Origin of the sequence: Vibrio sp. YIC-376 (assembly GCF_052353105.1) — a bacterium.
GTDB lineage: Bacteria > Pseudomonadota > Gammaproteobacteria > Enterobacterales > Vibrionaceae > Vibrio.
Genome location: NZ_JBBWFK010000026.1, coordinates 15,184 through 39,177 on the forward strand (window position 1 = coordinate 15,184; position 23,994 = coordinate 39,177).

The 23,994-nt window shown below is 46.0% G+C and carries 20 protein-coding genes, 2 tRNA genes, 1 pseudogene and 1 riboswitch; of the genes and pseudogenes, 10 read left to right on the plus strand and 13 right to left on the minus strand.

The window, feature by feature from the left end; genetic code table 11:
• The first annotated feature begins 11 nt into the window (after positions 1-11).
• The 3 genes from WJM94_RS23770 (at position 12) to ggt (ending at position 3,438) form a co-directional block, all read left to right on the plus strand.
• Positions 12-809: a helix-turn-helix domain-containing protein gene (locus WJM94_RS23770; protein WP_444496641.1), complete on the plus strand. Its 798-nt coding sequence runs from the start codon at positions 12-14 to the stop codon at positions 807-809.
• A 93-nt stretch (positions 810-902) separates the two neighbouring features.
• Positions 903-1,562, plus strand: a complete 660-nt coding sequence (locus WJM94_RS23775) for a LysE family translocator (RefSeq protein ID WP_444496624.1) — start codon at positions 903-905, stop codon at positions 1,560-1,562.
• Between the two features lie 109 nt (positions 1,563-1,671).
• Positions 1,672-3,438 carry a gamma-glutamyltransferase gene (ggt, locus tag WJM94_RS23780; RefSeq protein WP_444496625.1) on the plus strand — a complete coding sequence of 589 codons (1,767 nt, stop codon included), beginning with the start codon at positions 1,672-1,674 and terminating at the stop codon, positions 3,436-3,438.
• 771 nt (positions 3,439-4,209) lie between these two features.
• Here ggt and uvrD read toward each other — a convergent pair.
• A complete protein-coding gene (gene uvrD / locus WJM94_RS23785) occupies positions 4,210-6,384 on the minus strand; it encodes a DNA helicase II (protein ID WP_444496626.1) in 2,175 nt (724 codons plus the stop codon).
• Positions 6,385-6,664: 280 nt separating this feature from the next.
• On the opposite strand from uvrD, the gene WJM94_RS23790 reads away from it, so the two are divergent.
• The 4 genes from WJM94_RS23790 (at position 6,665) to WJM94_RS23805 (ending at position 9,108) form a co-directional block, all read left to right on the plus strand.
• Positions 6,665-6,925: a BufA1 family periplasmic bufferin-type metallophore gene (locus WJM94_RS23790; RefSeq protein WP_444496627.1), complete on the plus strand. Its 261-nt coding sequence runs from the start codon at positions 6,665-6,667 to the stop codon at positions 6,923-6,925.
• 91 nt (positions 6,926-7,016) lie between these two features.
• Positions 7,017-7,889, plus strand: coding sequence for an MNIO family bufferin maturase (gene bufB, locus WJM94_RS23795; protein ID WP_444496628.1), 873 nt, complete (start codon positions 7,017-7,019; stop codon positions 7,887-7,889).
• A complete protein-coding gene (locus tag WJM94_RS23800) occupies positions 7,886-8,641 on the plus strand; it encodes an HvfC/BufC N-terminal domain-containing protein (RefSeq protein ID WP_444496629.1) in 756 nt (251 codons plus the stop codon). Before bufB ends, WJM94_RS23800 begins: the two co-directional genes overlap by 4 nt.
• Before the next feature lie 11 nt (positions 8,642-8,652).
• Complete coding sequence (locus WJM94_RS23805; RefSeq protein WP_444496630.1) at positions 8,653-9,108, plus strand: DoxX family protein; 456 nt, start codon at positions 8,653-8,655, stop codon at positions 9,106-9,108.
• A gap of 28 nt (positions 9,109-9,136) precedes the next feature.
• Here the strand turns inward: WJM94_RS23805 and tsrA are convergent, their stop codons facing one another.
• Positions 9,137-9,421, minus strand: coding sequence for an H-NS-like global regulator TsrA (gene tsrA, locus WJM94_RS23810; protein WP_444496631.1), 285 nt, complete (start codon positions 9,419-9,421; stop codon positions 9,137-9,139).
• Between the two features lie 91 nt (positions 9,422-9,512).
• Positions 9,513-10,673 (minus strand): multidrug effflux MFS transporter, encoded by a 1,161-nt coding sequence (locus WJM94_RS23815; protein ID WP_444496642.1) that lies wholly within the window; start codon positions 10,671-10,673, stop codon positions 9,513-9,515.
• Positions 10,674-10,813: 140 nt separating this feature from the next.
• Between WJM94_RS23815 and WJM94_RS23820 the strand changes: the two genes are divergently transcribed.
• Both WJM94_RS23820 and WJM94_RS23825 read left to right on the plus strand, forming a co-directional pair.
• Positions 10,814-11,755 (plus strand): LysR family transcriptional regulator, encoded by a 942-nt coding sequence (locus WJM94_RS23820; RefSeq protein ID WP_444496632.1) that lies wholly within the window; start codon positions 10,814-10,816, stop codon positions 11,753-11,755.
• A 190-nt stretch (positions 11,756-11,945) separates the two neighbouring features.
• A complete protein-coding gene (locus WJM94_RS23825) occupies positions 11,946-13,736 on the plus strand; it encodes an aminopeptidase P family protein (RefSeq protein WP_444496633.1) in 1,791 nt (596 codons plus the stop codon).
• Positions 13,737-13,863: 127 nt separating this feature from the next.
• Here WJM94_RS23825 and thiH read toward each other — a convergent pair whose 3' ends face one another.
• The 8 genes from thiH to WJM94_RS23865 all read right to left on the minus strand — a co-directional run bounded on the left by thiH (position 13,864) and on the right by WJM94_RS23865 (position 22,419).
• Positions 13,864-14,991 carry a 2-iminoacetate synthase ThiH gene (gene thiH, locus WJM94_RS23830; RefSeq protein ID WP_444496634.1) on the minus strand — a complete coding sequence of 376 codons (1,128 nt, stop codon included), beginning with the start codon at positions 14,989-14,991 and terminating at the stop codon, positions 13,864-13,866.
• 15 nt (positions 14,992-15,006) lie between these two features.
• Positions 15,007-15,774: a thiazole synthase gene (locus tag WJM94_RS23835; RefSeq protein WP_444496643.1), complete on the minus strand. Its 768-nt coding sequence runs from the start codon at positions 15,772-15,774 to the stop codon at positions 15,007-15,009.
• 5 nt (positions 15,775-15,779) lie between these two features.
• Positions 15,780-16,043, minus strand: a complete 264-nt coding sequence (gene thiS, locus WJM94_RS23840) for a sulfur carrier protein ThiS (protein ID WP_444496635.1) — start codon at positions 16,041-16,043, stop codon at positions 15,780-15,782.
• Positions 16,044-16,062: 19 nt separating this feature from the next.
• A complete protein-coding gene (gene thiF, locus WJM94_RS23845) occupies positions 16,063-16,839 on the minus strand; it encodes a thiazole biosynthesis adenylyltransferase ThiF (protein WP_444496636.1) in 777 nt (258 codons plus the stop codon).
• Positions 16,829-18,154, minus strand: a complete 1,326-nt coding sequence (locus WJM94_RS23850; RefSeq protein ID WP_444496637.1) for a thiamine phosphate synthase — start codon at positions 18,152-18,154, stop codon at positions 16,829-16,831. The genes thiF and WJM94_RS23850 overlap by 11 nt, the downstream gene beginning before the upstream one ends.
• Positions 18,154-20,094 (minus strand): phosphomethylpyrimidine synthase ThiC, encoded by a 1,941-nt coding sequence (gene thiC / locus WJM94_RS23855; RefSeq protein WP_444496638.1) that lies wholly within the window; start codon positions 20,092-20,094, stop codon positions 18,154-18,156. The genes WJM94_RS23850 and thiC overlap by 1 nt, the downstream gene beginning before the upstream one ends.
• A gap of 158 nt (positions 20,095-20,252) precedes the next feature.
• Positions 20,253-20,351, minus strand: a riboswitch (TPP riboswitch).
• A gap of 167 nt (positions 20,352-20,518) precedes the next feature.
• On the minus strand, positions 20,519-20,905 hold the full coding sequence (gene crcB, locus WJM94_RS23860) for a fluoride efflux transporter CrcB (protein WP_444496639.1): 387 nt from the start codon (positions 20,903-20,905) through the stop codon (positions 20,519-20,521).
• A gap of 137 nt (positions 20,906-21,042) precedes the next feature.
• Complete coding sequence (locus WJM94_RS23865; RefSeq protein WP_444496640.1) at positions 21,043-22,419, minus strand: multicopper oxidase family protein; 1,377 nt, start codon at positions 22,417-22,419, stop codon at positions 21,043-21,045.
• Positions 22,420-22,667: 248 nt separating this feature from the next.
• Here WJM94_RS23865 and WJM94_RS23870 point away from each other — a divergent pair.
• A pseudogene (locus WJM94_RS23870) lies at positions 22,668-23,524 on the plus strand (IS630 family transposase).
• Between the two features lie 138 nt (positions 23,525-23,662).
• Here the strand turns inward: WJM94_RS23870 and WJM94_RS23875 are convergent.
• Together WJM94_RS23875 and WJM94_RS23880 are read right to left on the minus strand one after the other, a co-directional pair.
• Positions 23,663-23,739: transfer RNA gene (locus WJM94_RS23875), tRNA-Trp, on the minus strand.
• 128 nt (positions 23,740-23,867) lie between these two features.
• Positions 23,868-23,944, minus strand: a tRNA-Asp gene (locus WJM94_RS23880).
• Between the last annotated feature and the right edge of the window lie 50 nt (positions 23,945-23,994).

Sequence of the window (23,994 nt, forward strand, 5' to 3'; positions counted from 1 at the left end):
TTTTGTATGTAATGGAACAGATTCAATACTACGCGACCGACCATGACCAACTGAGTCTGATTGAGGCGAAATACCAGAAATTTGCTTTTCAAAAGCACTATCACCTGGACTTTCACCTTGGTCTGATCACGCATGGCGAGCAGGAGTTCCAATATCAGGGGTGTCATCACCAAGTCGGACACGGGCAAATCGTCATTATGCCGCCTGATGAGCTACATGATGGCCAGTCCAAGCTTGCTGACGGTTATGAAGTGAATGTCTTTTCGATCGAGCCGCACCTGCTCAGCGATCTGGCCGATCTTCAACAAAATGGTCAAATAATCAGCTTTAATGAGTTGATCATCTCCGATCCACAAATATTTTCACAACTTAGTAACTTACACTGCCACCTTCGACGTAAAAACATCAGTCAGCTGACCAAAGATTGCCTTCCATTTGAAGGGTTTAATCAGCTTTTTGATCGATACGGATCGCTTGCCCGTCAGAAGGTGATACCGCTAGGGAAACAGTCACTCAGTACCTTAAAAGATTACTTGATGGCAAATCTAGATCAGGCAGTGCGACTGGATTCGTTATCTGAACTATGCCAACTAAGCCCAACCCAGTTTCAACGGCACTTCAAAGCCCAAACAGGGATGACGCCCTACGCCTGGTTCGCACGGCTACGTCTGGAGCAAGGGATGAAACTGCTCCAAGCGGGACAATGTGGAACAGAAGTGGCGCATCAAATTGGCTTTTACGATCAGGCTCATTTCAGTAAAGCGTTTAAACAGACTTACGGCGTTTCCCCGTCGCAAGTGACACGCTGAAGCCCATTCAGCGCAATACTGTCAGTTTTTTACAAGCGAGCATCGCTGCTGTTGGCGACAATCAAATCTCTTCATTATGTTTGAGATGTATTTATGAATGAATCCACCATACTAATAACGCTGGCCAGTATTCACTTTATTGCTTTGATGAGTCCCGGCCCCGACTTCGCATTAGTCGTGCAAAACGCCACACGTCATGGCCGTCAAACTGGGCTGTATATCGCGTTAGGTTTGTCAGTTGGCATTTTGCTCCATTCTTTGTTTAGCCTGACCGGCGTGAGTTACTTAGTTCACCAGCATCCTTTGCTGTATTCAGTGTTGCAACTACTCGGTGGTAGCTACTTACTTTACTTAGGTATCGGTGCATTGCGCGCGGTGATCGCCATGCTCAAGAACCCGCAATCAGATCAACCAAATCAAGCGAATAATCTGGTGATCAGTAATAAGCGTCAGGCATTCGCCAAGGGATTCGCTACCAATATTCTTAATCCAAAAGCTTTGGTGTTTTTCATCAGTTTGATGTCGAGTCTGGTTCCGGCAGGTATGTCTGCCACCGGAAAAGGCATCGCCTTGGTAATTCTGTTTGGCTTATCACTGTTTTGGTTTTCCAGCCTGGCTTGGATGCTCTCCACGCAAAGATTGCAACGTCGCCTACAACAGGCGGGCATTTATATTGATGGCTTATGCGGTGTGGTGTTTACGATGGTCGGAAGCGGTATTTTGCTGCAAACCATCCGCACCTTGGCAGTGTAACTTACTGATTTAAAAGCGTAGCACAACCGACATTTCTAAGACTACGGACTCGACGATCCTCTCTATGGCTGCCAAGCTGAATATTCAACTGGTAACATGGAGAGTCATCATGCAATGGACGTTCAACCGGCTCGTAACTGCGGGTCTTTTTCTTACCTCCTCTTTCACCCTTACGAGCCAAGCTCTCGCCAACCAAGCCACTGATGCGGTCACACCAGAACAAAGCACTGGCGTAGAACAAAAGCAGCTGGTAAAAGCCAAAAACTATATGGTGACGGCCGCAAATCCGATTGCGACTCAAGCCGGCGCAGATGTACTTGAACAAGGTGGCAATGCGATCGATGCTATGGTGGCAGTTCAGCTGATGCTTGGCTTAGTGGAACCGCAATCTTCCGGGCTCGGAGGTGGTGCATTTTTGGTGTATTGGGATAGCGATAAGCAAAAACTCACGACCTATGATGGCCGCGAAACCGCACCATTAGCCGCCACACCGCAACTGTTTCTTGATGACAAAGGCCAGCCTCTTCAGTTTTACGACGCAGTTGTCGGTGGTCGTTCGGTAGGCACTCCGGGAACGGTCAAGCTCTTATGGGATACGCACCAAAAGTACGGCAAGCTGGAATGGAAAAAGATCATTCAGCCAGTCATCAAGCTTGCCGAACAAGGTTTTGTAGTTAGTCCTCGTCTCGCCAGTCTGATAGAAGGCGACTCTGAACGTCTGTCGCGCTTCCCTGCGACCAAAGCTTACTTCTTTAATCCGGATGGTTCACCGAAAGTCGCCGGAACTATCCTAAAAAATACGCAATACGCGCAAACCTTAACGGCAATTGCGGAGAAAGGCGCCATGGCCTTTTACCAAGGTGATATAGCCAAGGACATCGTCAACACGGTACAAAACGCACCGGGTAATCCGGGAGTACTCGCACAATCAGACTTCGATACCTACCAAATTAAGCAGCGTGAACCCGTGTGCGCAGCCTATCAAAGCTACGACGTATGCGGTATGGGGCCACCAAGCTCCGGCGCACTAACAGTGGGACAGATTCTGGCCATCAGCGAGAAATACGATCTTAAAGGCTGGGGCGCAGAAAGTGCCAAGTCATGGCAAGTCATAGCGGATGCCTCTCGCCTCGCCTTCGCTGATCGCGGGAAATACATGGCTGACCACGACTATGTACCGATGCCAACCGCAGGATTATTGGATGCCGACTACCTCAAAGAGCGAGCTAACTTGATAGAAGTTGGCAAAGCACTGTCTGAGGTAACTGCGGGAAACCCACCTTGGTCTCATGCAATGAACCTGAGTATGGATGAGTCAATTGAATTGCCTTCCACCAGCCATTTCAACATCGTCGACAAACAGGGTAATGTGGTATCTATGACGACAACGATAGAGAATTCCTTCGGTTCACGCCTAATGGTTCGAGGTTTCTTGCTGAACAACGAATTAACCGACTTCTCTTTCAGTACCCATCAGGACGGCATCCCTATCGCTAATCGCCTTGAACCGGGTAAACGTCCGCGTTCCTCTATGGCTCCGACTATCATGCTCAAAGATGGCAAGCCTTATATGGCTATTGGATCTCCGGGCGGTAGCCGTATTATCGGTTATGTTGCCCAAACCATTATTGCGCATACCCAGTGGGATATGGATATCCAGCAAGCCATCAATCAGCCAAGACTGTTAAACCGCTTTGGTATTTTAGATATTGAGCAAGGAACCACCGCCACTCGCCTGCAACCAGAGCTGGAAAAAATCGGCTTTACAACACAAGCAACTGATTTGAATTCAGGATTACATGCAATTCGCATCACGACAGACGGTTTAGAAGGTGCTGCCGATCCTCGCCGTGAAGGAGTCGCAATCGGTAAATAATAGCCTTTCACCCGATCCTTTGTGCGAGATCTCTCACAAAGGGTTGGGTAAAACTCGCTTTTTTAATAGAAAAATCACCCCTAAAAAATACTAAGATGTTGATTTTAAATGAAAGTGTAATTTTAAGCTGCATTAAATCAATAAAAATGTGAATTTCCACCATTGCCGAGAGGCGTGAAAAACGTAATATGGAACCTGTCGGAAGGATGCTGACACGGAACAGGAATTACCAAGGATTTGGTAGACTTCAGGAAGAAGAAACGGTTATTCAGGATGAATAGTCGGGCATGGAATGCAAAACTGGACATTGAACGGACTCGATAGTAACTAGGATGGTTGCTACTAAGGATGGGAAATGGACACCTCTGGACGAGGCAGGGATTGAACATCAGGATGATGTCAGGGACACCGCTCAGGGAACAAGTGATGAGAGCTAACGAGGATTGTTAGCAGACCAGGATAAGGTCAAGGACACCGCTAGGAAGGCGACGAAAGGAATAAGCTGAAGGAATCAGCACACTATCATGGATTCGATGCATGGAGCACTTTTAGTAGCTGGATTGCTGCGAGTAAGACTATAACCCCGACGGGCGTAAGCCCTCGGGGTTTTTCTTTACCATTTATCTGCATAATTAAACTCGCTACTTCGTTAACTGCACTCGCTCACCCCATCACACAGAACCCTATGCTCAGGGGCTTCGCTCGCTTGTTGCCTCGTATCGAGCTCAATTCTATTGATAAATCTTCCAATTATTATTGGTATCGCTCGGATTAAAGCTTCTCAAGTCTGGCGTAAGCGGTCACTAACCATTTAATACCTTCACCATTAAATGCTATTTGCACCCGACTTTGAGGGCCACTGCCTTCAAAGTTAATGATGGTACCTTCACCAAACTTCGGATGCATCACGCGTGAGCCTAGTGCAAAACCCGTCTCGTTAAAGTTCTCTTTTACCGCCGTTTGGCTAAAGCGACCACTACTTGCAGGACGGCTGACTTGCGCCTTCATACGCACTTCATCCAGACACGATTCAGGCAGTTCACGAATAAAGCGCGATGGTTTGTGGTACTTGTCCTGACCATACAAACGACGCATTTCTGCATAGGTGATGTAGAGTTTCTGCATCGCACGTGTCATGCCGACATAACACAAACGACGTTCTTCTTCTAAACGCCCGGCTTCTTCGGCAGACATCTGGCTCGGGAACATGCCTTCTTCGACACCCACCATGAACACCAGTGGGAATTCCAGACCTTTCGCACTGTGCAGCGTCATCAATTGAACTGCATCTTCGAACTCATCAGCCTGCCCTTCACCCGCTTCCAGCGCTGCATGAGTCAGAAACGCCGTCAGCAGAGACATCTCTTCCGCTTCTTCTGGTTTTTCGAATTGGCGGGTTGCTGTTACCAACTCTTCCAAGTTCTCAATCCGTGCTTTAGATTTCTCACCCTTCTCTTGCTCGTACATAGCAAACAAGCCTGAATATTTGATCACATGGTCTGTTTGCTCGTGTAGTGGCATCTCAAGTGTATCGTCTTCCAGAGCGGTGACGAGTTCAATAAAACGACTCAATGCTCCCGCGGCACGGCCTGCGAGCACCTGCTCATCAAGCATCGCGATGCTAGCTTCCCACATGGTGCAGCCACGATCACGAGCTGCACGACGAACCGTCTCTAGTGTTTTATCACCCAATCCACGTGTTGGCGTATTCACCACACGCTCGAATGCAGCATCATCGTTACGGTTGGCAATCAAGCGCATGTAGCTCAGGGCGTCTTTGATTTCCTGACGCTCGAAGAATCGCATGCCACCATAAATGCGGTAAGGAAGACCCGCTTGAATTAACGCTTCTTCCAGTACACGTGACTGAGCGTTATTACGGTAAAGCATGGCAGCATCCGTCAGAACACCGCCCTTGTCTTGCCACTCTTTGATTTTATTAACCGCAAAACGGGCTTCGTCTAACTCGTTGTATGCACTGTAGACCGAGATTGGCTCACCAACACTGCCATCCGTCCAAAGCTCTTTCCCCATACGCTCTGTGTTGTTAGCAATAAGGGTATTCGAGGCTTCCAGAATCGTTTTTGTAGAACGGTAGTTTTGCTCAAGGCGAATTGTGCTGACACTAGGGAACTCAAGGGTGAACTTCTCGATGTTCTCTATTTTCGCACCGCGCCAACCATAAATTGACTGGTCATCATCACCGACGATCATCACATGACACTCAGGCCCCGCCATCATGCGCAGCCACGCGTACTGAATGTTGTTGGTGTCCTGGAACTCGTCGACCAGAATATGTTTAAAGCGTGCTTGGTAATGTTCGCGGACAAACTTGTTATCGCGCAGTAGCTCATGAGCGCGAAGCAAAATTTCCGCAAAGTCGACCAGGCCAGCACGGTCACATGCTTCCTGATAAGCGGTATACAACTGCAGGTAAGTTTTAGTAACGGGATCGTGATAGGCATCGATATGAGCCGGACGTAGACCTTCGTCCTTCTTACCGTTAATCCACCAAGCCACCTGGCGCGCAGGCCACTGCTTTTCATCCAGATTTTGTGCTTTGATCAGACGCTTAAGCAGACGCTGCTGGTCATCACTGTCGATAATCTGAAAATCTTCCGGTAACTTAGCATCAAGATAGTGCGCGCGCAGAATACGATGACAAATGCCATGGAAAGTACCATTCCACATGCCTGACGCACTGCCCATCATCAACTCTTCAATACGACCACGCATCTCCGCCGCCGCTTTGTTGGTAAAGGTTACCGACATGATTGAGAACGGCGATGCTTGTTCTACAGACATCAACCAGGCGATTCGGTGAACAAGAACGCGTGTCTTACCACTCCCTGCACCAGCAAGGATGAGTAAGTTTTCTAGAGGTGCTGCAACGGCTTCACGCTGTTTATCGTTCAAACCGTCGAGTAATAGAGATGGATCCATCATGATGAGCTACTGGTTATTTATACATAAAAACAGATTATAACCTAAACAACTAGGGTGTGTTGAGACAAAACTTGATAAAAAATCTGATGTTTTTTTATTCGTTTATTCAGTTAGTTATACAAATGGCGTCACCTAACCCTGTTCTGGCAACACATTTCACTGAAAGTTTTTAACCCTCATTCCTATCTCTTAAGTTAAGTAAGTGGACAGATACTGTACAACCACATATCGCGTCACCTTGCTAACCGAAAGTAAAGGAAATCACTCAGAGGACATTGTTATGAAAAATTCGAATCTTGCTATTGCTGCTGCAGTTACGGGGCTTATTGCTCTGGGAGGCACTATGCTCACCACGACTTCTGCTGTCGCTGCTGAACAAGAAAAGTGCTTTGGCGTAGCCAAGGCAGGTAAAAATGACTGTGCCACTAAGAACGGTTCTTGTGCTGGTACTGCTAAACAAGACAACCAAAAAGATGCATTTGTCGTTGTGCCCGAAGGATTGTGTAGCAAGTTGGCGGGCGGTAGCACTACCTCTTCTTAATTGCCCCAGAGGCCATTGTTAGGGGTGTGTGAATGCTCAACCCACACACCCTTATCTCTTCGCCTTGCCTGATTTTGATAAGGAGTTTCACGTGGAACATCAATCTTTGCATAATCTCGTTGGAATCGGATTAAGAACGCCTCATCTGAACTACTTCAGTCACAATCAGCCAAAATTGTCCTGGCTTGAGATTCACAGTGAGAACTACTTTCAGCCGAACTCGGCCGAGCGCCATCAACTTCAATCTATGCGCGAGTTTTATCAAATCAGTTGCCACGGTATAGGGTTGTCACTGGGTTCTGTAGAGCGAGTCAGTCAGAAACATTTAGCTCAGCTTAAGGCACTGATCAATTCGATTGACCCCATGTTTGTTTCAGACCATCTCAGCTGGAGTGAGCATGGCGGGCACTACTTTAACGACCTCCTGCCCCTGCCATATACCGAAGAAGCGCTGAACGTATTCACTCGAAATGTTCAGGAAGTGCAAGATTATCTGCAGCGTCAAATCTTAATTGAAAACCCATCGAGTTATGTAAAGTTTCAGCACTCCACCATTAGTGAATGGGAGTTTCTGAGAGAAGTTCAGTTACGCACTGATTGCAGATTGCTGCTCGATTTAAACAATGTTTACGTTTCCGCATTCAATCATGGTTTTGATTGCGACACATACTTAGCGGCAATTCCAGCCGACAAGGTCGATGAAATTCACCTTGCTGGCTTTACCATCAAACAACTTGATAAAGGTGAGATTTGGATTGATACCCACAGTCGCCCGGTCAGTGATGAAGTGTGGCATCTGTATCGTTGTTGGACAGAGCAGCATGGCCCTCGTCATACCTTAATTGAGTGGGATTTGGATATTCCTACGCCAGCAGTGCTGTTAGCAGAAGCAGGTAAAGCCTCGCAAATACTTTCAGAATCCCAGACCGACTCCGTTTTAGAACGAGTGAGGAAAGCATCATGAACCTTGCTACATTACAGAACCAGTTCGCCAAAGCACTGCACTATCAAACATCAGGCGAAGAGTGCGATATCACTGCTGACCTATTCAGCGCTGATGAACGAATACAGATTTATCGCAACAACTTTATCATCAGCCTGAGCGAAATATTGTCGGCAACCTACCCAATGGTGGAAGCGTTACTCGGCAAAGAATGCTTTATACAAATTGCGCGGCAACACGTTCTGAATTATCCATTAACAGAAGGATACGTTGCTCATTATGGGGAAGACTTTCAAGACACCATCATCTTATTCGCACAAGTAATTGCCCAAGCACCTTACAGCCCAGAGGTCGCCCGCTTTGAGTGGGAAATAGATTTAGCCCGCCAAGCCCAACGCGAGCAATTACCCAATGCAGAATTAATCCCCTTAACCCGGCTTGCTGAAGTAAAACCAGACCAGCAATCTAGGTTGATTTTTCATTTGCACCCCGGATGCCGAAGTTATGAGTCTCGCTATGCGGTTTTTGATTTGTTTACGGCGATTCAGCATCAGCAAGTCGAGCAGCTCGACATCAATCTATCGCAATGCGGCGTCATCTCAGTTGAGATGAATGGTGGAGTATCGTGTCATACGCTCGATATCGACACCTACCAATTACTGCGGTATTTAGAGCAACACCTACCTATGGGTGACATTCCGCCACCACTGCTTGCTAATTTAAGTCATCTGATGCTGCTGAATTTGATTGACGGTTTTACCTTAAAGAGATGAGGGAGAAAATCATGACAGAAACAATTAAGCGCTTAATAACTCGCTACGATGAATACACCAACCTCTTTCAGAACGGCGTTGTTCCTTTTCTATTGCTACTTTGTCGCTTATGGGTCGCGTGGGTGTTTTTCAATTCTGGTCTGATAAAAATCGCTTCCTGGGCAAGCACACTCTACCTATTCGAATTTGAGTATCAGGTACCGTTGCTCCCCTGGGAGTTTGCTGCGTATATAGGCACAGCTGCAGAACTGATTCTGCCGGTCTTTATAGCACTGGGAATTTTTACCCGCCCGATGGCCGCATTGCTGTTTATATTTAACATCATCGCCGTTCTCTCCTACCCGCTATTGTGGGAGAAAGGCTTTCATGACCATCAGCTATGGGGATTTATGATACTGGTCGTGATCGTATGGGGGCCTGGGCCGTATTCTCTAGACCAGTTGCTGAAAAATAAGCTGGTTAAATAAAAAAATCCCCGCAGCTGCGGGGACTTATTTATTGTTTGTTCAGGTAAGCCAACAATTCGTCAGCTGAGATACCTTGCTTAGCAATGTCTTTCGCTAGCAGCTCAACTTGCTCACCTTTGCGCGACTCAATCACTTGTTGAAATTGATACACTATGTCACGCAGGATTGGCAGAGGTACTTGTTTTGCCGCGCTACGAATACGCTCGGAGCTTTGATTGCCCAGCTCATTAAGCAACTTACCAAACATCACCTTTTCTGGTGATTCTTCCATTTGCTCTAAAATACGAGCCATTTCATACGTGGTTAACGACATTACTTGTTGAATTCCATTATGGTGTCAGGAAAAGTGTGAACGACAAATATACACTTGTTACTCATATTGGAAAATAATAAATTACACCGATTTACGCTTTAGCAAAGCTCGCATGCCAACTCTTACCTGCTTTGGTAAACAAAATCACAAGTGCGGGCAGAATAATCCACATCTGAAGTGCAATCAGTGTTTGTGGGTCTAACGATAAGCGCTGAAGCGTGCCCACCAATAACCCAGAACCACTCATTTGGAACAAACCAAGTAACGCAGCCGCTGTACCTGCTTTATCACCAAACGGTTCCAAAGCCTTACCCGCCGCACCGCCAAGAATCAGAGCAAAGCCCGCTGAAGACATAAAGATTGGCAGCATAAAAGAAAACGCGGTGTTTTGACCGTTCATTACCATCATCACAACGCCCGCAAGGCCTAATGTAGAAATACCGACAACAAGCGTATTGTGTGTGCCGAAGCGCTCCATAAATTTAGGTGCCAGCATACAAGCCGCGATATTAATCACCGCATTCACACCAAACCAGAAGGTAAACTCATTCATCGACAGCCCCATTCCGGTCATTAACACTGATGGTGCGGAGGTCACATACGCAAGGATAACCGCCATCGCCATCAAACACAGTGATGCATGGAAGATAAACGACGGAATACTTAGTACCGCCCAGTAACGACTGAGTTTGAACACCGCTTGTTTTTCTGTTGCCGGGTTGGTTTCCTTCATCATTAGGAACATCAACGTACCCGATACCACCGCGAAGCCAGCCATAAAACTAAAGTTTGCACGCCAGTCGAATTGCTGCGTCAGCCAGCTACCGAGTATTGGAGCCAGTGCCGGAATAAAGCAGATCGCACCGTTAAGGTAGCTGATCATCTTGCCGCTTTTTTCCGGACCAAAGATATCGCGAACTGTTGCAAAGGCTGCCACTGATGTCGCACATGCACCTAAGCCTTGTAGCAGTCGGGACATCAACATCCACTCAATGTTCTGAGCACTCCACGCCAATAAAGCGCTCATTGCGTAAATGGCGATGCCGCCCAATGCAACAGTTCGACGTCCGAGTTTATCTGCTAACGGGCCGGCAAATAGCTGACCAACACCCATAGCAAACAAAAACCAAGTGATAGTGTCTTGTGCTAGCGCATTATCTACCTGAAAAGTTGAAGCCATAAGAGGTAACGCAGGAAGATAAATATCTATAGCAAGCGGGCTAAAGAGAACCAAAAGGGTCAACAACGCCATTTGCTTTTTACTGTTAGAAATATGGCCAGACACCACTACACTCCAAATTGAACAAGAACTTTTCGTGAAGCTTAATCATCTGATGATATGAATGGAAATGATGTATAATCATGACCATTATTCCTTTTGGGAAAATCACGATGAATATTGAGAAGCTGGCTCGAATCGACCTTAATCTGCTGGTTTGTTTTAAAGTACTCATGGAAGAGCTCAACGTCACCAGAGCGGCACATCGGCTCTGCCTCAGCCAGTCGGCAGTGAGTAAATCGTTAGCCAAATTACGCGTTCAATTTGATGATCCACTGTTCACGAGAAATTCTCATGGACTGACACCAACTCCCCGCTCTCTGTTCTTAAAACCGAAACTTGAACTGTTGATCAACCAACTCGAAGTGCTGACACAGCCAGAAGAGTTTTCTCCGCAAAGCAGCGAGTACCGCTTTCAAATCGCAGCTGTCGAAAGCGTTTATCCGTTAATACTGCCGCACTTTTTACCGGCTATCTTTCAGCAGGCACCAGGCGTAACCATCAGCACACACCCTTGGTCGGACAACACGTTTAAAATGCTGCAACGCGGCGAGTTGGATTTGGGTTTAACCGGCAAAGACATCGACATAAATGATGCCAAGCTTACCCTGTTGCCACCAGATGACATATGCGAACAGGAAATCTATCGCGACCATCAGATGTGCATCATCCGCAAAAACCATCCGGCACTAAACCAGAAGTGGAACCTAGAAGCTTACTTATCCCTGCGTCATGTTCAGGTACGTTGCGACGGTAACGATCGCTGGTTATTGGATTATCGTCTCGCAGACATTGGCGCTGAGCGAGATATCGCGGTTACGGTTCCTGATTTCAACAGTGCCGCAAGTTTGTGCTCCTACACCGACTTTATCTTCACTGCACCGAGTCACTTTGTTCAGCTCGCGGCAAAACAGCTCGACTTAGCAGTGCTACCATTACCACTAGAATTTCCACCAATGGCTTACACTTTGTTCTGGCATAGAGACAGAGAAAACGACCCGGCGCTGAATTGGTTACGCACGATGATCACGCAAAAAACCGATCATCTTAGATAAAAATTCGGACTCAATTTGCGCTTAACGATTAAAATGAGTAGCTTAACAGGCGATAGTTCTTTTGGCTCATCTATGGCCTGTTGTACCCAGACTTAAACAATTCAACGTTTAATTCACTCACTACGTGAAGCAGAAGGAAACAGCTCCCAAAACTGAGCATAAAGGAGCCGTAATTGAAGGAATAACACAGATGCATAACGATACTCAAAGCCGCGTGAATGCGATTCGCGAATGGCTAGCTCAACACAATATTGATGCCCTACTTGTCCCACACGAAGATGAGTACTTGGGCGAATACGTTCCGGCTCATAACGAACGCCTACACTGGTTAACCGGATTTACCGGTTCTGCTGGTGCAGCCGTGATCACGAAAGATAAAGCGGCGATGTTTGTTGATGGCCGCTACACAGTCCAAGTGACCAAACAAGTTCCTGCCGATCTATTTGAATACCGTCACCTCATTGAAGAACCAGCGTTGGATTGGATAAAAGATAATCTTGCAGCAGGCTCGACCGTAGCTATCGATCCTCGCATGCACAGCTCTGCTTGGTTAGATTCAGCACAAACAAAACTGGCTGGTAAGTTTGATCTCAACATTCTAACCAGCAACCCAATTGACGAGTTGTGGCATGATCGCCCTGCTCCAGTGGTGTCCGATGTACGCCTGATGCCGACAGAATCGGTTGGTCAATCAAGCGATAGTAAACGTCAAGAGATTGCTCAACTCGTAGCAAAAGCAGGAGCCGATAGCGCAGTCATCACAGCTCTTGATTCTATCTGTTGGCTATTGAACGTTCGTGGTCTGGATGTATCACGTCTACCCGTTTTACTGTCATACGCGATTCTTCATGCAGATTCAACCATCGAATTCTTCCTTGATCCAGCACGCCTGCCAACAGAGTTTGCCGTACACGCAGGCGCTGGAGTAACCGTACATCATCCTGAAGAACTTCAATCTCGTCTTGAAGCAATGACGGGCAAAAAGGTATTAGTCGATCCAGCGATCAGCAATGCCTGGTTTAAGCTTGTTCTACAGAATTCTGGTGCATCCGTTATCGCCGCGGCAGACCCATGTCTGATGCCGAAAGCTGCGAAAAATGCAGTGGAAATTGCAGGGATGAAAGCGTGTCATGTGCGCGATGGTGTGGCGATGAGCAAATTCCTATGTTGGCTCGACGCGGAAGTAGCAGCAGGCAAACTTCATGATGAGGCAACACTCGCTGATCGACTAGAAGCATTCCGTAAAGAAGATCCAACACTAATGGATCTAAGCTTCGATACGATTTCAGCAGCGGGTAGTAACGCCGCAATGTGTCACTACAACCATGAGAACCAACCAGAGCCGGGTAAGCTAGAAATGAATACGCTTTATCTGGTTGATTCAGGCGGCCAGTACTTAGACGGTACAACCGACATCACGCGTACTATTGCGATTGGTCAACCATCTGCAGAAATGATCAAACAGTTCACTCTGGCCCTAAAAGGTCATATTGGTGTGGCACGTGCTCGTTTCCCGAAAGGCACACGCGGTTACCAAATCGATACTTTGGCTCGCCAACATCTTTGGGCAGAAGGTTATGATTACGACCATGGTACTGGTCACGGCGTGGGCCATTTCCTGAGCGTGCATGAAGGCCCTGCTAGCATCTCTAAAAGACAAATCGATGTCCCACTAACAAAAGGTATGGTGCTATCAAATGAGCCGGGTTATTACCGCGCGGATGCATTTGGTATTCGAATTGAAAACCTGGAGCTAGTGGTAGAAACACCAACCAATGGTGACTTCCCAGTGCTGTCATTTGAGTCACTGACTCGTTGCCCTATAGACAAACGTAACATCAATGTGGATATGCTGACTCGTCCAGAACTGGCATGGCTGAATGACTACCACCAAAAAGTCTGGGACCAAATCAGCCCTCTGGTTGAAGGCGATGTCAAAGAATGGCTACGTGAAGCAACCTTGCCGTTGGCGCACGCATAATCAAATGCTCTGATTTCACTTCGATATAAAATTGAAAAAGCTCTCCATTTGGAGAGCCTTTTATTTTTGAGTGTTGTGAGGGTAAATGTTTCACGTGAAACACTCAAATGTACTTTCAATATCTCGGTTATCCCGAATAGGCAGAGTGCCAATCACGCCAGACCGGATCAAAACCTTTTGCTCGTATCATACCTTCAACTGAAGCAGCGCTTCTTTCATCACTGATTTCGAACTGCTCTAGTTCCACCTGTTCCAATGCATAACCACCTGGCTGTGTTTTTGATGCTGCGGACATGCTGGTAATCCCCAGAGGTAAAACATTGTCTCGGAACTGTGGTGATTCACGAGTCGACAGCGACAACTCTACTTCCGGATTAAACAGTCGGTACGCACAAATCAACTGCACTAACTGTTTATCCGTCATCACCGACTTTGGTTGCAAACCTGAAGCGGGCGCATTTCCGGCGCAAGGGCGTAAGCGAGGGAATGAAATGGAATAGCGCGATTGCCAATAGGTACGCTCAAGATAATCCAGATGTGCCGCAGCAAAAAAACAATCCGTTCGCCATTCCTGTAAACCAATAAGAGCACCAATGCCGATTTTGTCGATCCCTGCCCTCGCTAATCTGTCCGGAGTTTCAAGTCGGTATCGGAAATCCATTTTATTACCACGCAGATGATGCTCGGCGTAAGTTGATGGATGATACGTTTCCTGATAAACCATCACCGCATCCAGACCTAGTGTTTTAAGTTCAGCGTATTCTTCCTGATCCAGCGGTTGGACTTCCATCGCCAAATAGTTAAAGCGCTGCTTGATCATCGGAACCATTTCGCGAAAGTATTTCATCCCGACTTTGGTTTCATGTTCGCCAGTTACCAACAATACGCTGTCGAACTTCATTCGCTTAATTGCTTCAATTTCCGCTGCCACTTCCTCTTTGTTCAGCGTTCTGCGTTTAATGCGATTCTCCATCGAAAAGCCACAATAAGTACAGGCATTGGCACAAAGATTAGAAAGGTACAACGGAATATAAAGCGACATGGTATTGCCAAATCGCTTACGCGTCAGCGAATAAGAAAGCTTTGCCATCTGCTCTAAATATGGTTCTGCAGCAGGAGAAATTAGCGCTTTGAAATCTTCTAAATCCCGTCTTGGCTTTGCTAACGCCCTTTCCACATCCTGCGCCGTTTTGGAATATATCGACATGGAAATATCATCCCAATTAAGCTGCTTAAAGCGGTCATAAAAGCTCATGTTAATGCCTCACTTTTACAGTTCATCAAGAAAAGCCGTCAGCGGACTCGAGGCGACAGCATGAGAAACCTGCCCTGCAAGACCCGCTTCATAAGCCATACGACCAGATTCAACTGCCATCTTAAACGCTCTAGCCATAGCAACTGGATCGCTAGCTGCTGCAATCGCTGTGTTGACCAGTACCGCATCAGCCCCCATTTCCATCGCTCGCGCAGCATGGGAAGGAGCACCAATCCCTGCATCAACCACGACGGGCACGTTAGCTTGATCGATAATGATTTCGAGAAAGTCGTGAGAAGCGATGCCTTTGTTCGAACCGATAGGCGCACCTAAAGGCATGACGGCTGCACAGCCAACTTCTTCTAGTCGCTTACACAACACCGGATCGGCATGGCAGTATGGCAATACAATAAAACCGTCTCTAACCAACTGCTCCGCTGCCGCTAAGGTTTCGATCGGGTCTGGCATTAAGTATTTCGGATCTGGATGAATCTCAAGTTTGACCCAGTTTGTACCCAAAGCTTCACGCGCGAGCTGAGCAGCAAAAACTGCATCTCTGGCATTTTTCGCACCAGAAGTGTTCGGCAACAAATTCACACCAGCATGAATTAGAGGCTGTAATATGTCATCTTGCTGATCATTCACATCTACGCGTTTAAGCGCCATCGTTGCAAGCTGAGAGCCAGAAACCTGAATCGCTTCGGCCATTAAACGGCTATTGGAAAATTTGCCCGTTCCTGTGAACAAGCGTGATTGAAATTCTTTATCACCAATTTTCAGCATCGACATTATCCCCCTGCGATGGCTTGAAACAGAGAGATACTATCTCCCTCAGAAAGTACCGTGCTTGCCCATTCGCTTCGCGGCACCACTTGATTATTAATGGCAAATACGCAGCCCATCTCAGGTAAAGAAAACTGTGTGATGATTTGCTGTAAGTTAGCGTTGAACTCGACCTGCTGTGGTTGGTCATTAATAGAGATGAAGACCAACTTACCATTTTCACTTGAGGCGTTGCCCCGTTCAGTTATTGAATGATTTGATGATGTCATTATTGACTCCTCCCGTAACTCAGTGCTGTGGCTCGTGCGCTTCTCCGCAAATCTGGCACTCTTGGTCCTTATTGATCACCATGGTTTGCCAGCTCATACGAAAGCCATCAAATAGGTGCAACTGACCACTGGCCACATGGAACTTACCTATCGCCAGCTTTTGAATTGCCGCTAAGGCCTGGTAATTTCCCATCGTTCCAACCACAGGACCTACGACACCATTTTCGCTGCACTTCATCCCCTGTTTTAATTCATCAAACGGATACAAGCATCGGTAACACCCCGAACTATGTTTCTCTTCTGAGTAATCAAACACAGCGAACTGCCCCTGCCAGCCAATTGCAGCTGCAGATATCAACGGCGTATTTTGCTCAAAACAGACTTTATTGATCAGCTGTCTGGTTGGCATGTTGTCACTACAATCAAGAACAACATCGGCAAGCATAACTTCCAATTGCAGCTGAGATTTATCGAGACGCTTGGAAACAGGTCGAACTTGAACCTGAGAATTAAGCCCATTTAATTGTTGTGCTGTGGCTTCCGTTTTCAACAGGTTGATATCACTCTCTCGGTAAACAATCTGTCGTTGTAAATTGCTGCTATCGACATGGTCATCATCAACAACCACCAACTTACCCACCCCAGCGGCTGCTAAATACAGACTTGCCGCACTGCCTAATCCACCACAGCCAATTATCAAAACATGTGATTGGACGAGTTGGACTTGTCCAGATTCACCGATTTCAGGTATTGATATTTGGCGCTGATAGCGAATGAAATCTTTATCAGTAAGCACTTTCGCTCTCCACTAACTGCGATAACTGAGAGTTGCCCATCAATTGGTCGAAAAACTCAATCACCGCTTTTGGCGACTCAGACAACGTTATAGCCCTAACCACAGCTAAACTGGATACACCGCATCGCCAAACTTGCTCTGCGTTTGATGGGTCAATACCGCCAATCGCTACGGTTGGGTAGCCAAGTTGTTCTCCATATGGAATGCTGTCTATCAGCTTTTGATACAAAGCTAAACGAATCAAACCTTGCGGCTTCGATGGCATTTGCTTAGTCGTTGTCGGAAATATGTGCCCTAACGCGATGTAGCTTGGATTGATTTGAACAATTCTCAGTAGTTCATAATAACCATGCGTTGACAGTCCTAAATGAATCCCCGCTTCACTCAACTGAATCAAGTTAGATTCTTCGATATCTTCCTGACCAAGGTGCACACCAAACGCGCCGTGCTGAATAGCAAGCTGCCAATAGTCATTAATAAAGACCTGCGCATCATATTGACGTCCCAATTCAATAGCGCGAATAATCTGTTTTTCGAGATCGGACTGGTCAGGATCTTTGATGCGGAGTTGGATGGTATTAATACCCAGCGGTAGAAGCCGTTCAATCCAACTGACATTATCGACAACGGGATAAAGCCCTAGGCTGTCTTTATCAAGGCAAGGAAAGCTAACCGGTTCACTTTGCGATGACCAACCAACTTGAATACCCAAGCGAGCGTCTTCCAGAACTGGGATTGGAAAATCAGTAAAGTGAGATGCCCACTCGTGAAGCGTACATGTTTCACCGTTAAACAGTGTTTCACGTGAAACATTCGTCATTGCACGAGCTAATGTCAAAGCGTCTTCAATTGGAAATTCGAGAGCCAACAGCGTCACTGTCCAAGCTAAGTGATGCTCTGCTTGGAAGGAGTTTGATGCTGACAAGTTCGCTGACAACGCTCTTACTTCATCAGTCATTGGATGACGCCAGATATCTAACAGAGCGGTGTTGCCATCGCTGTTTGGCGTTGGAGAAGTATCCGCAATACCAATAAAAATAGCCGAGGAACGTTGCTGACTCGTTTCCTTCAAAGGTAAATTCGATTGGTAATAAAGCGTAAAATCACCAGTTAAATCTTCATCGAATCCATCAACTAGATCCGTGCCCACGCTCAGTGTTTTATTTGGGTCGAGAACAAGCTGAATTAAATGAGTTGGGCTAATGCCCAACTCAAATTTTTCAGTACTAAAACCCTGTTCTTTGGCCAATAATAAACTTTGCTGAACGAAACTCGTTAGCTCTATTAATGGTGACGGAATAAGGATTTTAGTCATTACACATCCACCTCAGCGTGTACAGCTGGGTGATAAAGTTCTGACCCTGTGGCACGAAACTCTTCTGATTTTTGACGCATGCCTTCTAACGGATCATCCAACATTTTGATAGAAATCGCCTGATCAGCAGCAACTTGCTCAGTGTCTTTCGCGTATTCTCTTACTTCCTGAGAAATCTTCATCGAGCAGAATTTAGGACCACACATTGAACAGAAGTGAGCCACTTTCCCAGACTCTTGCGGCAGTGTTTCGTCATGGAAAGAACGCGCGGTATCAGGGTCCAAAGACAAGTTAAATTGGTCTTCCCAACGGAATTCAAAACGTGCTTTAGATAGCGCATTATCACGGACCTGTGCACCTGGATGCCCTTTTGCCAAGTCAGCAGCATGTGCAGCCAGCTTGTAGGTGATCATGCCGGTCTTTACATCTTCCTTGTTAGGTAGCCCCAAGTGTTCCTTAGGTGTGACATAACAGAGCATTGCGCAGCCATACCAACCAATCATCGCCGCACCAATACCGGAAGTAATATGGTCGTAGCCCGGGGCAATATCAGTAGTTAGCGGGCCTAAGGTGTAGAACGGTGCTTCATGACAATGTTCCAGTTGCTGATCCATGTTCTCTTTGATCATGTGCATTGGGATATGTCCTGGGCCTTCGATGATCACCTGTACGTCATACTCCCAGGCAATCTTAGTCAACTCACCAAGGGTTCTTAATTCAGCAAACTGTGCTTCGTCATTAGCGTCTGCGACTGAGCCAGGACGTAGGCCATCACCCAACGAAAGTGCAACGTCATACTTAGCACAGATTTCACAGATTTCGCGGAAGTGAGTGTAAAGGAAGCTTTCCTGGTGATGCGCTAAACACCATTTAGCAATGATTGAACCACCACGAGACACGATGCCGGTAACTCGCTTCGCGGTCATTGGAACATAACGAAGTAACAAACCTGCGTGGATCGTAAAGTAATCGACACCCTGCTCTGCTTGCTCGATTAAGGTATCTCGCATCACTTCCCAATTGAGGTTCTCAGCAATGCCATTTACTTTCTCAAGCGCCTGATACATTGGTACAGTACCTATTGGCACAGGGCTATTACGTAGAATCCATTCGCGAGTTTCGTGGATATTTCGTCCGGTAGAGAGATCCATAACGGTATCGCCGCCCCAACGAGTCGCCCACACTAGCTTTTCCACTTCTTCTTCAATCGAAGAAGTCACTGAAGAATTACCGATGTTAGCGTTCACTTTTACTAAGAAGTTACGGCCAATAATCATTGGTTCAGATTCTGGATGGTTGATATTTGATGGGATAATGGCGCGACCTTCTGCCACTTCTTTGCGAACAAACTCGGCAGTAATGTCTTTTGGCAAATTAGCACCGAAGCTTTGACCTGGGTGCTGCTGTGTTAACATTTCATCACGATACTGGGCACGCCCCATATTCTCACGCAACGCAATGTATTCCATTTCAGGGGTAATGACTCCCTTTCGAGCATAGTGAAGCTGAGTAACACATTTGCCCGCTTTGGCACGTCGAACTCGCGGCAAGTTGCCATAACGTAGATCGTCCAGAGTTTCGTCTTCTAAGCGTTCTTTCGCATAAACAGAGCTGACGTCATCAAGGATTTCTGTATCGTTACGCTCTTCAATCCACCCTTCTCTCAGCTTCGGTAAGCCGTTGTAGAGGTCGATTAAATAATCTGGGTCAGTGTAAACACCAGAGGTGTCATAAACACGTACAGGCTCATTGGGCTCAAAAATAGGTGATTCTTTAGTACCGCCAATAAGGCTGTCAGCTAACGAGATCTCGCGCATTGGCACTCGAATATCTGGGCGTGAGCCTTCTACATACACTTTGGTTGAATTTGGGTACGGTTGTACCGACAGAGTATCAATGAACTGTTTTGCTTCCAGTCTCGCTTGTTTGCGATTCGACATAGCATTTTTCCTTGCTTGTTATTCTAGATAAAAAGTATTGGGATAAAAATGCTTGGCGGAAAGATGCGACAAGAGGGGTCGAATTTAGAACTGATAGAAGTCTAACGGTCTATAACAACATTCGACGGTTTGATAGGTTAACCAGATGAGATCTGGTATAGGTATCTTCTCCTGTTCCCTTCGCTGGTATTAACCAGATCAGGTTCAACGGATCCCGAATTAACGGTCTCAGCCTTATGGCACTCCGACAAGTGAATCGATTATAGAGAAAGGAAATTAGTTAACCAAGTATAAAAGTTGTGTTTTTAATCAATTTTATGTGTCTCAAGTACCACAAAGTGACATTAGACTAGATTTAAATAACTCAAACACAAAGTAGGAAAAGGTCCAGGAGAGCAGTAACCCACCTGGATTGATTTTAAATCTACTTAGATATGATCAACCAGTGGTATGCAAACCATGCTGCAGAAATGCTTAACAGTACATTTAGTAGCACGTTAAAACCCACCTTTATAAATGCACCTTGTTGCATTAGTAACACATTATCCATAGAGAAAGTAGAAAACGTAGTTAATGCGCCAAGAAAACCTAAACCAACAATTTGGCGCCATGGGTATGGCGCTAACCACTCATTTTCGACAGCCGCGATAAGCAGACCCATAATAAATGAACCGGCAATGTTAACAGTTAGCGTACCGTATGGAAAAGAGCGACCAAAAAGTGTCACGCAAAATTCAGATACTAGATAACGAGAACAAGCACCTATCGCTCCACCAATTGCGATAAGCCCTAAAATTGCGAATTGTCCCATGTTCCCTCCATATATAATTTCAACTATTGTACTTATTTATTGGGCACAATTGAGCTAAAACGAGTGAAAATAATGTTCTCACAATACGTAACCAAGGCTTCAAAGTTTCTTACTTTTCAAAAGTTACAGGAGTCACTTTATGCAACTTCAATAAAACCCATCAATCCGGTTTTCATATGTTCTATCACATGACAGTGATACATCCACTGACCAGGGTTATCTGCGACAAAAGCTGCTTTTGCTGACCCGTTTTTACCTAATAAAACCGTATCGGTATGAAATGGTTTTTCGACGGGCTTGCCATCGAGTTCCAATACGGTAAACGTATGCCCGTGCAAGTGAATCGGATGATGGTACTGCGTGACATTACGTAAATTAAAAATGTAAGTTTTACCCAGCTCCAATTTTGCGAGCGGCTCTGGAATACTTTCAGCACTCATGCCCTCCCAGGCCCTTTTATTCGTTAACCAAAATTTAGGAACCGCTTTTCCTGAACTATCTGCAGGTGTTACCGCACCTTCCCACTCAAATACAAAATCAATCAATTCCGCATTATCTAAATCAACAGCTGGAACAGGGTTTAATGGTAAAGAGGGAATACTTTTATTATCAGCCAAGCTAGATTCCTGGCATTTAAAGTCACATAGTGGGAATGGAAACTTTCCTTTCATCTGACGAACACTAACAAGATTACCCGCTGCAGGAGCAATGAAGGCGACATCGAGCCTCATCCCCGGACCAACCTTATGCTGAGTTAGCTTATAAGGCGTTTTTATCGGATTTCCGTCAATAGCAACTACCCAAGCATCAATCCCTTCGATAGCGATTGGATAAGTAATGGTGTTATCTACATTAGCTATACGCAATCGTACTGTTGCGTTTTCCTTAAGCAGATAGGTTGGATTATGTTGACCGTTCACTGTCCCCCACTCCCCTGGAGTCCCCATACGAGCACTAAAGCGAGGGATCATCAAATCTTTCCACTGACCCATTTTATCTAGATGCCAGTGTTTAAGTGCCAGCTCATGCTCTTCATCAAACTCAACGGGTTGTGCTTCTTCCACCACTATCAAGCCAACAAGGCCCATTCCAAGCTGCTTTACGCTATTCATATGTGGGTGATACCAAAACGTACCAGCATCAGGCGGAGTAAACTCATAGACGAAAGTTTCACCGGGCATGATTGGTCTCTGGCTTAGAAAAGGGACGCCATCCATACCTATTGGGATACGTAGCCCGTGCCAATGAATCGTAGTTGGTTCATCAAGCTTGTTGGTAAAACGGATAGTCACCTTCTCGCCTTGGCGACAACGAATTGTTGGAGCTGGGATAGCACCGTTAAAACCGAGTACTGATGTCTGATGTCCGGGAACCAATTCAGCATTTGCTGGTTCAGCAGTAAGCTCATAAACATAACCTTGGCTACTGGCCAAACTAAGAGAGCATGCCGGTAAAAAAGCTGACATACCCAAAATAGAGCTCATTGAAAGAAAGCGACGACGAGTTAGTTCCATTTCTACTCCAACTAAAACAGTATTTTGAAGGAGGTAATAAAACGTATTCTCACCATAATGTAAATATAAGAGGCCAGATAAAAGCAACGGAAAGGAGTTTTATCGTTTATCTACTTTATAACAGTACAATTTCGGCTGCTACGGTTTGCTATATACAAAGCAGAATCATACCTGACCAATACCAATCTAAGAAAAAATATGATCTATATGATCTAATTGAGGCCATTCAACGATAGGGCTTATTCGCTATGGATAGCCTCAATAATATCGACTTTAAAAAGCTCGCAAGCCAGCAGAAATCTATTCAGATGAAAATGAGACTGCTGGCCCTTACTCATTTCAAAGATGGACACTCCGCCAAGTTTCTTAAGGTGAGCCGAACCAGTGTTAATAAGTGGGTTCAAACTTTTCTTGAAGAAGGATTAGAAGGGCTGAAGGAAAAGCCAAGAACGGGAAGACCACCATTATTAACTTCTGAACAAAGAGAGCAATTGAGCCAATACATCAAAGATAAAGCTCATGATACTCAAGGTGGACGACTTACCGGTGCCGATATCCATGCCTATATCGTGAAAGAATTTGGTAAGCATTATCATCCTGATTCTATCTATTACCTGCTCGACCATATGGGTTTCGCATGGATAACTTCCCGTTCAATCAGGATGAAGTTCGATTTGGACAACAAAACACAACGACACGGTTATGGGCTGAAAGAGGAACGCGTCCCAGAGCAGTGAAGCAACAACAATTCGAATATGCGTATCTGTTTGGTTCTGTCTGCCCCCAAAAAGGCATGGGTGAGGCTATCGTCGTCCCATGGGTGAATAAAGACATCATGATCGAGCATTTAAAGCAAATATCGGCGGTCACTGAAAAAGGACGTCATGCCATCATCATTATGGATGGTGCAGGGTGGCATACGGAAGATATTACCAATGACTTTCAGAACATCAGCGTCATCAAACTTCCACCCTATTCTCCAGAGCTAAACCCCATAGAACAAGTATGGAGCTGGTTAAGACAACACTATCTCGCCAATCAGTCTTTTTCGGATTACGAAGACATTGTCTCCAAAGTGTGTAGGGCTTGGAATAGTTTTTTGTAATGTTCCATCAGAGTCACCAAGATGTGTTCGAGAAGATGGATAGACCTGACCAGTTAATTTTCCAGATTGGTATTACTGGTTACAATCGCTAAGTACAAACGCAAAAAAGCCTCAGTCTTTCGACTGAGGCTTTAAAGATGGCAGGGGTGGAGAGATTCGAACTCCCAACACGCGGATTTGGAATCCGCTGCTCTGCCAATTGGAGCTACACCCCTAAAGAATTTATTATATTCTAAATTCAATAAAACCCCGCATTAGCGAGGCTTTTTAATAAGTGGTTGAATGGCCGGGCTTGCGTTCAAGCGGGACTCATTCGACCGAAGGTCGAAACCTTCAAATTAAGTGGCGGAGTGGACGGGACTCGAACCCGCGACCCCCGGCGTGACAGGCCGGTATTCTAACCAACTGAACTACCACTCCGCAGTGGTATCACTCGCTTTAGCAAGTGTCCAAAATTTAAAGCCTGGCGA